Raw genomic sequence first — 11,360 nt, forward strand, 5'->3', positions numbered from 1 at the left:
GAAGAAATAAAAACAAACTTGTTCTTCATTCCAAATGGTAACAAATATAAAGAAAATTGGAAAAATTTCGATGTTTTCTGCACAAACATTGAAATTGATGAATCAAATATTCTTAGTCTTGCAGATCTATATAGGAGAAGATGGAACATAGAAAATTTTTATAGAGATGCTCAAGAGAATTTTATGATAAAAACGAAGACAGAGAATCCTATTATAAGGTTTTTCTTTTTCATATTTTCTGCTATCCTTTATAATCTGTGGTACTTTATAAGAGAATTTATTTCTATAATAGCTGAAAAGTGGAAAGATTCTATTCTTGATTTAATAAAGCAAAGAAAAGTTCTATGTAATATTAATTGTGCTAAAAGAATCGATGAAAAAATCATCAAAATTTTTTAATAATTTATCTCGAAAGTTATAGGACTATCTTTCGCTAATATTTTTATAGAGAAGAAATTATTTTTTGATTTTTTGTTTTCAGAACAATTAAATTAAATTGATAAAAAATTTTTTATTTTTTTGCAAAAAATTTGATTGCAAAAATCAAAATCTAACACAACATTCGGAAATACTGACTCAAAATTTTTTGTAAAAGTATATTAATTTTTTATCATTTATTTTTATGAAAAATTTATGGCATGAAATAGAAACTGGTCCAAATCCCCCAGAAATAATTAATGTTATAATCGAGAATCCGATGGGTTCAAGAAAAAAATATGAATATAACAAAAAGTATAACCTGATAGAATTTGATAGAATGATATTTTCACCATTTCATTATCCGGGGGATTATGGATTTATACCAAGAACATATTGCGAGGACGGCGACCCCTTGGATGCTCTTGTTCTGGTAACGGAGGCAAGTCATCCAATGGTTCTACTGAAAGTAAGACCTGTTGCGGTTTTAAAAATGATAGATGAAAATAAGCCAGATAACAAGATAATTTCAGTTCCTTTAAATGATCCAAGATTTAACGATATAAAAGATAAAAAAGATTTATCGAAGCATTTATTGAAGGAAATACAGCATTTTTTTAGAGTTTATAAGGAGCTTGAAGGGAAAAAGGTTAAAATAGAAGGATGGGGAAATGCCAAAGATGCAAAAGAGGAAATAATATATTGCATGAAGCTTTATAAAAAATTTATTCGAAAATCCACTTTATTATAGCCATTTGTGCCCAGAGCCTGTTCCATGCTTCCTCAAATATTACTGATTGTTTTCCGTGAGCCACTTCTTTTGTAACTTCATATCCATAGTAGGCGGGCAGGCAATGTAAGAATATTGCATCTTTTTTTGCCTTTGCCATAAATACCTCATTAACAGTATATCCCTGAAAATCTCTAATTCTTTCTTCCTTTTCATGTTCATCTCCCATTGAAATCCATGTATCTGTTGCAATTATATCCGCATTTACAGGTGAATTCTCATTTAACTCCTCTATTTCAAATTTTCCACCAATCTCCCTTGCTTTTTTAATATATAATTCAGATGGCCAATATTTTCTTGGAGAAACAATCTTAACATTCATTCCCACGATTGCCCCCCCAAGCAAATAAGAATGAGCCATATTGTTATTTCCATCACCAATATAGACAAAATTTATATCCTTCAATCTACCCTTCTTTTCCTTTACTGTCATAAAATCAGCAATAACCTGGCAAGGATGTTCTGCATCATCGAGAGCATTTATTACAGGAACGCTTGCGTGCCTTGCCAGTTCTTTCATATTTTCATGGCTGTATGCTCTATAAGCAATTATATCTGCATATTTACTAAGAACTTTTGCAGTATCCTCTATTGTTTCCCCTCTTCCAAGCTGAATATCATTTTTACTTAAAAATATTGAATGTCCTCCCAATTTTTTTACCGCAACATCAAATGATACTCTTGTCCTCGTAGAACTTTTTTCAAAAATCATTGCCATAACTTTTCCTTCCATTATCCTTTTGCATCCATATTTTTTAATTTCTATTGCATCATTTATTATTTTTTCAAGATCATTTTTAACATCAACAATTGATATCAAATCTTTCTTCATATAAATGCAATTATTTTGCATTATTAAACATTTTTCTAATTTCATTATTTTGCCAGCCTAAATTGTTTCTGGACTTTAATTTTTTAATCTTTATCCCACCAAAATTATATATAAAAAAGTAATTAGCTACAATGATTGAAATTAGAAATCTCAGGAAAACATATAATGGAATTGTTGCGGTTAATAACATTTCTTTCGAGGTTAAAAAAGGAGAGGTTTTTGCTTTACTTGGCCCAAATGGGGCTGGAAAAACAACAACAATAAAGGCAATTCTTGGTTTAATAAAAATTGATGAAGGGGAGGTAAGAATAAATGGTATAGATGTGTTTTCAAATGAAAGAGAGGCAAAAAAATTGATTGGATACCTGCCAGAAACACCCTCTTTTTATGAAAATTTAACAGCCCTTCAAACCCTCGAATTTTTTGCTGAATTGCGAGGCGTTGAAAAAGAAAAATGTGTTGAAATTCTAAAAGAAGTAGGGCTTGGCGACGCAATTAATAGAAAAGTTGGGGGCTTTTCGAAGGGTATGATACAGCGCCTCGGGCTGGCGCAGTGCATGATGGGCTCCCCCTCCTTGCTTATATTAGATGAGCCTACAAGTGGGCTTGATGCACTGGGGGCATATGAGATAAGGAATAGGATAAGAAAGATGAAGGAAGAAGGGAATACAATAGTTCTTTCATCTCATATTCTTTCCGAAGTTCAAGAGCTTAGCGATAGGGTTGCGATAATGAATAGGGGAAATATAATTGCGATAGATAGCGTTGAAAAATTGAGCCAAAAGTTAAAAATTCAGCCAAAGTTAAAAATAAATATTTTAAATCCATCAGAGAAAATATTGGAAGCTATAAAGAAAGTAAATGGCGTGGAAGATATAAAAATTGAGGGAAATATTATAGAGATAAAATGCTCATCTGAAACTAAGGCAAGTGTTATAAATGCAATTGAGGATGCTGGGGGAAAAATAATTGATTTCAAGACAGTTGAGCCAACTCTTGAGGAGATATTTGTAAAAATGGTGAAGGAAAATGAATAAAATTTTTGCAATAGCTAAAAAAGAATTTATGGATAACTGGAGAAATAAGTGGATTATAGCAATTTCAGCAATATTTTTAATTTTAACTGTTGTTGTTTCATATTTTACTAAGGGTGAGTGGCAGAATCTTTCTTCAACAATAGTGGGCATGATGAGCTTTGTCGAACTTTTAATTCCAATATTGGGGCTAATGCTTGGATATGCAACAATTGCTGGAGAAAAAGAGCGTGGCTCTCTTGCAATTCTTTTATCATATCCTGTTAGAAGATGGGAGATATTGATAGGAAAATTTTTGGGACTGAGCTGTGTTATTGCTTCTTCGATTTTTATTGGTTTTGGGATTGCGGGGGTAATAATAGGAATAAATGTAAAAGAGGTTAAATGGTTAGAATATTTTTACTTTATAGCAATCTCCATCCTTCTGGGAATTGTTTATATAGCAATTTCAATAATGCTTTCCTCTATATTTAAAAAACGCGCCACCGCGATGGGAGGGGCAATTTTTACTTGGTTCTTCTTTTCGATGATATGGGGGATAATACTTTTTGGCTTGCTTATAATCATTTATAAATCAAATCCCTTTCAAATTGTAAATGAAAATTTTACTGCCCCAAACTGGTTTTATTTTTTAAGTGCTTTAAATCCAGTAAGTGCTTTTGAAAGTCTTATATATTTAAATGTCACTCCCATAAGGGGCGCAATTCCTATTAACTATCCTTCATTTTATAACAATCCCTTCCTTTTTTCAATGCTTTTTATCTGGATAATATTATCTCTTGCAGTTGCATATCTCTTTTTCAGGAATAAAGATATTTAGAAATTTCATCTGCAACGCTCACTTTGCTATATTCACTTTCAATTGTATCAGTTGATACAATTTCTTTGCAACCCGCATTTAAAATTTTTCTATCTGCACCACTTATAAAAAGACCATGGATGCATGCAGTATAAATTTCTCTTGCCTTCTGATTTTTTAAAATTTCTACTGCTTTTTTCATTGTTCCGCCAGTTGAGATTATATCATCCATAATAAGAACTCTTTTGTTTTCAACATCCATATCTTTTAATTCCATAAATACTTCATTTTCGCTTATTCTATTTTTCCTAAAATAATTATAATTGCAATTCAAAATTTCTGCTGATTTTTTAGCCATTTCAACCGCTCCTTCATCTGGCGAAATTATAACATCTACCTTTTCCTTGAAATATTTTGTAAGTGAAGGAGTTGCATCGCAGATATTTACCTCTATATCAAAAAAATTTTTTATATGTTCTTTATGCGGATTTATCAAAATTAATCTATCAGCACTCATTTCAATTAATTCTGCGATTTTCTCTGCACTAACTGCTTCTCCCTCTTCAAATATTTTATCCTGCCTTCCATAGCCATAATAAGGAATAACAACATCTATTCTTTTTGCAAATCTGCTTACAGCATCCTGAATTAAAAAAAGCTCAATTATATTTTCATCAGGATATGTATTCTGAACAATTATCGCATGCTCAAATTCTTCATTTATTTTAACATAGCATTCCCCATCAGGAAATCTTTTAAGAGTAATATCAGCAATACCTATACCAGTTTTTTCAGAAATTCTATTAGCAAGATTTTTTGAGGATGAGCCAGCGACTATTTTCATGAAGAGAAATGCATAATATATTTTTATTTATTTTGCATTAATTATCGCTTTTAAAAAATCTTCTATACTTGCTCCTATAATTTCAACATCTTTAAAATTTTCATATAATACCTTTTTTATTTCCTCTTCTTCGTATCTTATTCCCCTCATTTTTTCCTCAATTTCCTCAATCTTTTCTTCTGGATAAATAAAAAAATCCCCGTGCAATTTTATATCTTCAATCAATGAATTTTTTAATATTATTCTGCATTTGATAAGCTTTCCATTTTTAACCTTTAATTCACCTTTTAAAGTTCCATTCCTTGCTTGCATATTTTCCCTCCAGAATTTTTGCCAAATTTATTTCTTTTTCATCCAATTCATCTTCATAAAAATCTATTTTCATATTTTCAGCAAATCCCTCAACTATTCCATCAATAATTTTTTCATTGCTTCTTTTTCCTGCTTCTTTTTCTATAGAAGTTACTCTATCCTCAATTTTTTTAATTTCCTTATCACTTATTTTTTCTTTACTTATTTTAAGAAGAGAAAACATTTTCTCAACATTTACTTTGACTAATATTGTTCCATGCTGAAGAATTTTTCCCTGCCTTCTTGTCTGGGCGCTTCCAGAGATTTTTCTCCCGTTCACAACTATATCATTTATTCCAGATAAATTCGCCTCCACTCCTATTTTTTTCAAACCTTTTGCAATTGATGAGCATATAATCCTGTATATCTCAAGAGTTTTTTCTGGCAAAAAATTAGAAGGAGCAACGAAGGAATAAGTTATTTCCCCGTCGCTATCATGATAAACCGCCCCCCCGCCGGTTATGCGGCGCACCACATCCACACCCTGCCTTTTGCATTCCTCAAGATTTATCTCTTCCTCGACGCTCTGAAAATATCCTATTGAAATTGCTGAGGGTCTCCACTTGTAAAGGCGAAGTGTTGGTGTGCCACTAATAAGGATTGCCTCATCTATTGCCATATTTGAAAAAGCATTTCTGTGGCTATCTAATATCAATCTGAAGTCCATGCAATAATTTATTATAGTTTTATATATTTCTTTTGATTTTACTGGCATGAGTGAAGTAGATGAAATAAGAAGAAAAATTATTAGGGATATTTTAAAAGAAAAAAAAGTTAGTATTGATAAACCAATTGCCCTTACAGATAAAAATTTTGATGAATTTATAAATAAGCACCATTTGGTTGTTGTGGATTTCTGGGCTCCATGGTGTGGGCCTTGCAAATTCTTTTCACCAATTTTCGAAGAAGTTGCGAAAGAAATGCAGGGAAAAGCTGCTTTTGGAAAAGTAAATACGGATGAAAATGAAAAACTATGCGAGAGATTTGGTATAATGAGCATACCAACGCTTATTATTTTTAAAAATGGGGAGATTGTGGATAGAAATATTGGGGCGATGCCAGCGGATATGCTGAAGGAATGGATAGAGAATAATCTATAATTTTCTAAAAATTAGATAGATAATCAGCAATCCCAAAAATATTGCAAATATTCCAATTGATATAAAAAATGGATTGATATTTCCTTCATTTTCATGAAATTCTATAATCAAATATTCATTTATTTTTGGTTTATAAAGACAATAATATGTAGAATTCTCATATTTAAGAGGTATATTCCCTCTCAAAAATTCATCGGAAATTATCTTTATTTCAATTTCGTCTGTCTGATAAATTATTTTTTTCTCAAATTTTTTATCCATAAAATAGTGTAATCTAACAGTTAAGTTCTTACCCGCAATCAAAACTATATCAAAATCATTTAGGTAAATTTCAATTGAATTATTTTTTACTTCATAGTTAATTCTTTTTCCTCCTATGGATACCTCTATATTTGTTGAACAAGTCCATATGGTTAAATTTTCTGTATAATTTTTCTTCCCTATATTCTTAAAAGTTATTTCTTCAAAAACTTCCCCTCCTTTTATTATAATTTCATCATTTGCAATAGCTATATTCTCAACCTCTTTTTCATCCGCCAAACTAATTGAAACAAGCATTATGCAGAGCAAACAAATTATTTTTTTCATTGGTTTATAGAGTTTTCATAGATTTAAAATTTTCCTATAATTTTATCAAACAGGCCGCAAACTTTTTTATTTTTTGCAATAAAATAGGATGCAATGCCAAGGACTAAGCCAGAAAAAATATCCATTAACCAGTGAATTCCAAGATATAGAATAACAAATGGCATAAAAATCATTGTAGAAAATACAAAAATTTTGTATCTCTTCATGTTTTGATGGGAAAGGACAACAAGGCAAATAGAAACAAGAACACTTATATGCCCGCTTGGAAAATTGTCAGTTAGCCTATCAACAAGTAAAACAAGTGACATATATTGCTCATTTGAGTAAAGCAATGGCTTTATTTCGGGGTAGGAAGATGTAACACTTACATTAAAAAAGAGATAAAAGGGGACAAGCACAAGATAGTTTATCAGTATTGCATATGTAGATATCTTTGCAAAGTTTTTTTCTCCTCTTAAAATAAAAATAATCGGGGTAAAAATAATTACATACATAAATGAAATCAGATAAAATATAGAGACAAAATGGATGAATATCTCGTTTTTTATTGCATTTTGTAAAAAAACTATAAAATTGGTTCCCTCAATTCCATATATTATTGGTGTAAAATCATACCCAATTGAAAAACTATCCTGCAATATATTTTCAATTTTTATCATAGCCATAACAAATATAAGTATCAGGAAATAGCCCCTACAATCTTTAACTCTCTCAAAATATGTCTTTCTTGATATTTTTTTCTCCTCATCAAATATCAATATTCCCGCTGCCATTGAAATTATCATCAGGGTTATATACCATAGTAAAGCCTTTATTAAGATGAACATTTAAATCTTTTGAGTAATTGGAAAATCATATAAAATTCTTTTTAATTATTCAACCTGAAAAATATCGAAGGATTTAAATTCTCCTATTACATATCTATAAGGAGGCGATAAAAATGGCCTACGAATATGAAAGCAAGAAAAACAAAAAAAAATACACACTTTATACAAGGGATGTTACACTGAAGGGGGGAAAAAGACAGACAATATACTTCTTTAGCGCAAAAAAACCAAAGAGTGGCAAGCCGTGCGACATGCCCCCCGGCTACAAGGTTGTGGAGAACCCAAGAACTGGCTTACCATTCTTGAAGAAAAAATAAACCTCTTCCCCTTTTTTATTTTATTTTTGCTGAAATGCTTTCAAGAGCTCCCATTATGTTCCAGATTGCAGTTCTTCCATGGACTGGTGTATTTGGGTCATTTGCCACTTCATCCAGAACAGAGATTGCTGATGCTATTTTAACATCCAAGCTTTCATCCTTCCTATTAAGAATTTCTATCGCTTCTTTTGCCCCCCTCCTTACATTTCTTGGAACAGACATATCTTCTGAAAGTTCTTCGAGCATCCTATATACATTCTTCAATTCATCGCTTTTCATATTATCACCTTGTAAGTATTGTAATATAATAATTATAAAAAATTTTTTGGGAAAAATATTTAAACAGCTTTTTAATTATTTTTGGTGAAAAAAAAATGAAAAAATTGTTAGCTATACTTTTGGTCGGCATTATGATATGTGTTAGCGTGGCATATATGGAGAAAAGCAGTGAAGCGAACAATTTCAAAGCAAGGGTATATATAGAAAACAGAAAAGTTGTCCCACTATATACTGAAAATGGAATTATATGGGAGGAAAAAAGTTGGAATGTAAATTATTTGGAAGAAAATGATGATCCTACAGAAAAAGTATTAGACAAAGGAAAATCAAATGATGATGCAACAGATATAACACCAAAAGCAGGCGGCGATGGAATAGTTAAAAAATGGGCTCTATGCATAGGAATAGCAGATTATGAAGGGACATCAAATGATTTGCAATATTGTGATGATGATGCAATTGACTGGAAAAATTTCTTGCAAGGCAAAGGATATACTGTAACAATTCTCCTTGATAGCCAGGCAACAGCAAACAATATAGATAATGCAATAAATCAGCTTCTCGCAAGTGAGGATGCAGATGATTATGTAGTATTTACATACTCCGGACATGGAGCAAGATATAGAAAATATGGCTCATGCATAATTTCGCATGATATGTATGCAATGACAAACGGCTGGTTTGTTTCAAAATTCAGCAACGCGGACTCGCAACATATATACTTTACTTTTGATGCATGCCAGATTGGGGACTTTCAGAAAGCAGTCGTGACGAATAGGCTTGGAGCATTTGCAAGCAACAAGCAGTATTCATATGATGGCGATGCTACAATGAAAAATGGAGTATTTACATATTACCAGATGGAAGGATGGAACATCTATGCTACTTTTGAGCAAGATTCAGCATATGCAGTGCAGAAAATGAAGGACTGGGCAAAGAAATACGCAATAAAAGTAGACCCATTCTATGTAGATAAATTCACCGACTACATGTATCCATAATTTTCTTAGCCCACTCTAATTTTTTTCTTTTATTTTCTAAATTTTTTCTATCTTTTTTTACTGGATTTGAAAAATCAAAGCCAACCACATTTATCTTCTTTGCATTGAAATGTTTTGCGATACAATATGCTCTATCTCCATCCGTAAATCCTCCAAAATTATATACATTTCCAAATGGTTTTGATTGAGTTGTTATCATTATTTTTCCTTTAAATTTTCTGAGATAATTTTTTATTGCATCGATATTATCTCCATGAGCATGAATTATAACAATGCTTCCCCTTTCATTCGCATTTAATATATCTTCAACATTTCCATCTAAATCAGTTGTTATTATATCTGGAAGAATTCCTTTTCCCATTAAAAATGATGTTGTTTCATCAGCAGAAATTATAACCCCTTCAATTTTTTCAATATCTTTTTCGGAAATTGCGGCGCCGCAAATTGTTACAATTTTCCCTTCAATAAGTTCCTTTAAATATCTTTCATCTATTTTTTCATTGTTTGAAGATAATTTTTCAGCAATTTTTGCGGATTTTTCATCTTCCTCCATGCTATAGCCAAAATCCCTTAAAATTTCTTCATATATTTTCTTCCATTTCCCCCATTCCATTTTATTCCCATTCTATTGTGGCTGGCGGCTTGTTTGAAATATCATATACAACCCTATTTACATCCTTTATTTCATTAACTATTCTGCCAGCTATTTTTTCAAGCAGTTCGTGAGGTAATTTTGAATAGCTTGCTGTCATTGCATCTGAAGAATCAACACTCCTTATAGCTATGGTATATCCATAGGCCCTTCTATCTCCATGAACCCCAACACTTCTAACTGGAAGTAAAACAGCAAAATATTGCCATGGTTTCGCTATATTTTTTTCTCTGCAGAAATCCTCTATTTCTTCCTCAACAATCTTGCACGCCTTTCTTACAATTTTTATTTTTTCCTCGTTTATTTCTCCTACTATTCTTACTGCAAGCCCAGGCCCAGGAAAAGGCTGTCTTTCATGAACCTCTATGCCCAAATATTTTGCAACTTTTCTTACCTCATCCTTATATAAATCTCTCAACGGCTCAACTATCCTAAAGCTTATTTTTTCTGGCAAACCAGCAACATTATGATGACTTTTTATTCTATCTCTTGCTCCTCCCCCGCTTTCAATCCAATCAGGAGCAATGGTTCCCTGAATTAAATATTCCGCATTCTCTTTTTTTGCAATTTCTTCAAATATCCTTATAAATTTTTCTCCAATTATTCTCCTTTTCTCCTCTGGATCAGTAACCCCTCTTAAAGCATTTATAAAATCTTTACTTGCATCAATAAAAATGAAATTTATATTCTTTCCCTCATAAAATTTCCTCACTTCCTCACTTTCTCCTTCCCTCATAAGCCCAGTATCGATATGCACAGCAATAAGGTTTTTTCCGAGAGCTATGCCTGCCAGTTTTGCAGCAACAGCAGAATCAACCCCTCCAGATACAGCAATTATCGCCTTTCCCTTAACTTCCTCCCTTATCTTCTCAGTCGCACTTTCAACAAATTCCTTTACATCAAACATATTTCTCCCTCATTTTCCTCCTTTCTCCCTCAAGTTTTTCAGCAAGTTCCTCATATTTCAGAGCAAGAATTTCAACCGCAAGCAATGCCGCATTTTCTCCCCTATCAAGCCCAACAGCAGCAACCGGCACGCCGGGTGGCATCTGCACAATTGAAAGAATGGCATCCAAATTTAGCTTTCCAGAAACTGGAACACCTATAACTGGCTTTGTTGTATGTGATGCTATGCTTCCAGGGAGGGCGGCTGATAAACCAGCGATTGCAATGAATATATCTGCATCACTTGATGCAATTTCCTTTATTTTTTCGGGTGTTCGATGGGCGGAGGCAAATACCATTTCATATGGAACACCAAATTTTTCCAAAGTTTCAGCAGCTTTTTTTCCAACTTCTTCATCGCTTTTAGAACCCATGACTATCATAACCTTCATAAAAATAAATATGAAATGAATAAAAATCTTTTCTGAAAAAACTGCTGTGTTGAATAAACCCTAAAATTTTTTTATTTTTGCAGCATTTCTATAAGAAGAGATAAGGATGCCAGACGAGAGAAATTGGAAAGAATATAATGAGCAAATGGTGAGGAGAGAAGAAATGTACATTTCTCTGGATTTTATGGAAAC

The 11,360-nt window shown here is 32.1% G+C and carries 17 protein-coding genes; 7 read left to right on the forward strand and 10 right to left on the reverse strand.

The genetic code is table 11. The features are described 5' to 3' along the window. Together H5T45_06265 and H5T45_06270 are read left to right on the forward strand one after the other, a co-directional pair. Positions 1 to 399 (forward strand): transposase (locus H5T45_06265; GenBank protein MBC7129314.1); only part of this gene is annotated, 399 nt, incomplete at its 5' end. Positions 400 to 622: 223 nt separating this feature from the next. Further along, positions 623 to 1,168, forward strand: a complete 546-nt coding sequence (locus tag H5T45_06270; protein ID MBC7129315.1) for an inorganic diphosphatase — start codon at positions 623 to 625, stop codon at positions 1,166 to 1,168. Here H5T45_06270 and argF read toward each other — a convergent pair. Beyond that, positions 1,143 to 2,039, reverse strand: a complete 897-nt coding sequence (gene argF, locus H5T45_06275; GenBank protein MBC7129316.1) for an ornithine carbamoyltransferase — start codon at positions 2,037 to 2,039, stop codon at positions 1,143 to 1,145. The genes H5T45_06270 and argF overlap by 26 nt on opposite strands. A 131-nt stretch (positions 2,040 to 2,170) precedes the next feature. Between argF and H5T45_06280 the strand changes: the two genes are divergently transcribed. Further along, a complete protein-coding gene (locus H5T45_06280) occupies positions 2,171 to 3,076 on the forward strand; it encodes an ABC transporter ATP-binding protein (GenBank protein MBC7129317.1) in 906 nt (301 codons plus the stop codon). Continuing rightward, positions 3,069 to 3,893: an ABC transporter permease gene (locus tag H5T45_06285; protein MBC7129318.1), complete on the forward strand. Its 825-nt coding sequence runs from the start codon at positions 3,069 to 3,071 to the stop codon at positions 3,891 to 3,893. Before H5T45_06280 ends, H5T45_06285 begins: the two co-directional genes overlap by 8 nt. Here H5T45_06285 and H5T45_06290 read toward each other — a convergent pair. Genes H5T45_06290 through H5T45_06300 form a run of 3 tightly spaced genes read right to left on the reverse strand, consistent with a single transcriptional unit; the run spans position 3,874 to position 5,734 of the window. Next, entirely contained in the window at positions 3,874 to 4,716 is an 843-nt protein-coding gene (locus tag H5T45_06290; protein MBC7129319.1) for a ribose-phosphate diphosphokinase, read from the reverse strand. The genes H5T45_06285 and H5T45_06290 overlap by 20 nt on opposite strands. 27 nt (positions 4,717 to 4,743) lie before the next feature. Continuing rightward, positions 4,744 to 5,028, reverse strand: coding sequence for a lipoate--protein ligase family protein (locus tag H5T45_06295; protein ID MBC7129320.1), 285 nt, complete (start codon positions 5,026 to 5,028; stop codon positions 4,744 to 4,746). Beyond that, positions 4,997 to 5,734, reverse strand: coding sequence for a lipoate--protein ligase family protein (locus tag H5T45_06300; protein MBC7129321.1), 738 nt, complete (start codon positions 5,732 to 5,734; stop codon positions 4,997 to 4,999). The genes H5T45_06295 and H5T45_06300 overlap by 32 nt, the downstream gene beginning before the upstream one ends. A gap of 46 nt (positions 5,735 to 5,780) precedes the next feature. On the opposite strand from H5T45_06300, the gene trxA reads away from it, so the two are divergent. Beyond that, on the forward strand, positions 5,781 to 6,167 hold the full coding sequence (gene trxA / locus H5T45_06305; protein MBC7129322.1) for a thioredoxin: 387 nt from the start codon (positions 5,781 to 5,783) through the stop codon (positions 6,165 to 6,167). Here the strand turns inward: trxA and H5T45_06310 are convergent. Together H5T45_06310 and H5T45_06315 are read right to left on the reverse strand one after the other, a co-directional pair. Further along, a complete protein-coding gene (locus H5T45_06310) occupies positions 6,162 to 6,755 on the reverse strand; it encodes a hypothetical protein (protein ID MBC7129323.1) in 594 nt (197 codons plus the stop codon). The genes trxA and H5T45_06310 overlap by 6 nt on opposite strands. A gap of 23 nt (positions 6,756 to 6,778) precedes the next feature. Then, positions 6,779 to 7,582: a phosphatase PAP2 family protein gene (locus H5T45_06315; GenBank protein ID MBC7129324.1), complete on the reverse strand. Its 804-nt coding sequence runs from the start codon at positions 7,580 to 7,582 to the stop codon at positions 6,779 to 6,781. A gap of 113 nt (positions 7,583 to 7,695) precedes the next feature. Between H5T45_06315 and H5T45_06320 the strand changes: the two genes are divergently transcribed. After that, complete coding sequence (locus tag H5T45_06320) at positions 7,696 to 7,899, forward strand: hypothetical protein (GenBank protein MBC7129325.1); 204 nt, start codon at positions 7,696 to 7,698, stop codon at positions 7,897 to 7,899. A gap of 15 nt (positions 7,900 to 7,914) precedes the next feature. Here H5T45_06320 and H5T45_06325 read toward each other — a convergent pair whose 3' ends face one another. After that, the gene (locus tag H5T45_06325) at positions 7,915 to 8,178 is read right to left on the reverse strand and encodes a UPF0147 family protein (GenBank protein ID MBC7129326.1); all 264 of its coding nucleotides are present in this window, start codon (positions 8,176 to 8,178) and stop codon (positions 7,915 to 7,917) included. Positions 8,179 to 8,273: 95 nt separating this feature from the next. Here H5T45_06325 and H5T45_06330 point away from each other — a divergent pair, with 95 nt between their 5' ends. Beyond that, positions 8,274 to 9,179, forward strand: a complete 906-nt coding sequence (locus H5T45_06330; protein ID MBC7129327.1) for a caspase family protein — start codon at positions 8,274 to 8,276, stop codon at positions 9,177 to 9,179. Here the strand turns inward: H5T45_06330 and H5T45_06335 are convergent. From H5T45_06335 to purE, 3 genes are read right to left on the reverse strand one after another with little or no spacing between them, the layout of a single operon-like run. Further along, positions 9,157 to 9,792, reverse strand: coding sequence for a DUF115 domain-containing protein (locus tag H5T45_06335; protein MBC7129328.1), 636 nt, complete (start codon positions 9,790 to 9,792; stop codon positions 9,157 to 9,159). The two genes, H5T45_06330 and H5T45_06335, sit on opposite strands and share 23 nt — an antisense overlap. A gap of 1 nt (position 9,793) precedes the next feature. Beyond that, positions 9,794 to 10,738 carry a glutamine-hydrolyzing GMP synthase subunit GuaA gene (gene guaA, locus H5T45_06340; GenBank protein MBC7129329.1) on the reverse strand — a complete coding sequence of 315 codons (945 nt, stop codon included), beginning with the start codon at positions 10,736 to 10,738 and terminating at the stop codon, positions 9,794 to 9,796. Then, positions 10,731 to 11,168, reverse strand: coding sequence for a 5-(carboxyamino)imidazole ribonucleotide mutase (gene purE / locus H5T45_06345; protein MBC7129330.1), 438 nt, complete (start codon positions 11,166 to 11,168; stop codon positions 10,731 to 10,733). Before purE ends, guaA begins: the two co-directional genes overlap by 8 nt. Between the last annotated feature and the right edge of the window lie 192 nt (positions 11,169 to 11,360).

The organism is Thermoplasmatales archaeon, from assembly GCA_014361245.1.
Taxonomy (GTDB): Archaea; Thermoplasmatota; E2; order UBA202; family JdFR-43; genus JACIWB01.

Excerpts from the sequence above, each read along its gene's own strand:
- H5T45_06270 (MBC7129315.1), top strand. The coding sequence starts at position 623 with ATGAAAAATTTATGGCATGAAATAGAAACTGGTCCAAATCCCCCAGAA.
- argF (MBC7129316.1), bottom strand. The coding sequence starts at position 2,039 with ATGAAGAAAGATTTGATATCAATTGTTGATGTTAAAAATGATCTTGAA.
- H5T45_06280 (MBC7129317.1), top strand. The coding sequence starts at position 2,171 with ATGATTGAAATTAGAAATCTCAGGAAAACATATAATGGAATTGTTGCG.
- H5T45_06285 (MBC7129318.1), top strand. The coding sequence starts at position 3,069 with ATGAATAAAATTTTTGCAATAGCTAAAAAAGAATTTATGGATAACTGG.
- H5T45_06290 (MBC7129319.1), bottom strand. The coding sequence starts at position 4,716 with ATGAAAATAGTCGCTGGCTCATCCTCAAAAAATCTTGCTAATAGAATT.
- H5T45_06295 (MBC7129320.1), bottom strand. The coding sequence starts at position 5,028 with ATGCAAGCAAGGAATGGAACTTTAAAAGGTGAATTAAAGGTTAAAAAT.
- H5T45_06300 (MBC7129321.1), bottom strand. The coding sequence starts at position 5,734 with ATGGACTTCAGATTGATATTAGATAGCCACAGAAATGCTTTTTCAAAT.
- trxA (MBC7129322.1), top strand. The coding sequence starts at position 5,781 with ATGAGTGAAGTAGATGAAATAAGAAGAAAAATTATTAGGGATATTTTA.
- H5T45_06310 (MBC7129323.1), bottom strand. The coding sequence starts at position 6,755 with ATGAAAAAAATAATTTGTTTGCTCTGCATAATGCTTGTTTCAATTAGT.
- H5T45_06315 (MBC7129324.1), bottom strand. The coding sequence starts at position 7,582 with ATGTTCATCTTAATAAAGGCTTTACTATGGTATATAACCCTGATGATA.
- H5T45_06320 (MBC7129325.1), top strand. The coding sequence starts at position 7,696 with ATGGCCTACGAATATGAAAGCAAGAAAAACAAAAAAAAATACACACTT.
- H5T45_06325 (MBC7129326.1), bottom strand. The coding sequence starts at position 8,178 with ATGAAAAGCGATGAATTGAAGAATGTATATAGGATGCTCGAAGAACTT.
- H5T45_06330 (MBC7129327.1), top strand. The coding sequence starts at position 8,274 with ATGAAAAAATTGTTAGCTATACTTTTGGTCGGCATTATGATATGTGTT.
- H5T45_06335 (MBC7129328.1), bottom strand. The coding sequence starts at position 9,792 with ATGGAATGGGGGAAATGGAAGAAAATATATGAAGAAATTTTAAGGGAT.
- guaA (MBC7129329.1), bottom strand. The coding sequence starts at position 10,738 with ATGTTTGATGTAAAGGAATTTGTTGAAAGTGCGACTGAGAAGATAAGG.
- purE (MBC7129330.1), bottom strand. The coding sequence starts at position 11,168 with ATGAAGGTTATGATAGTCATGGGTTCTAAAAGCGATGAAGAAGTTGGA.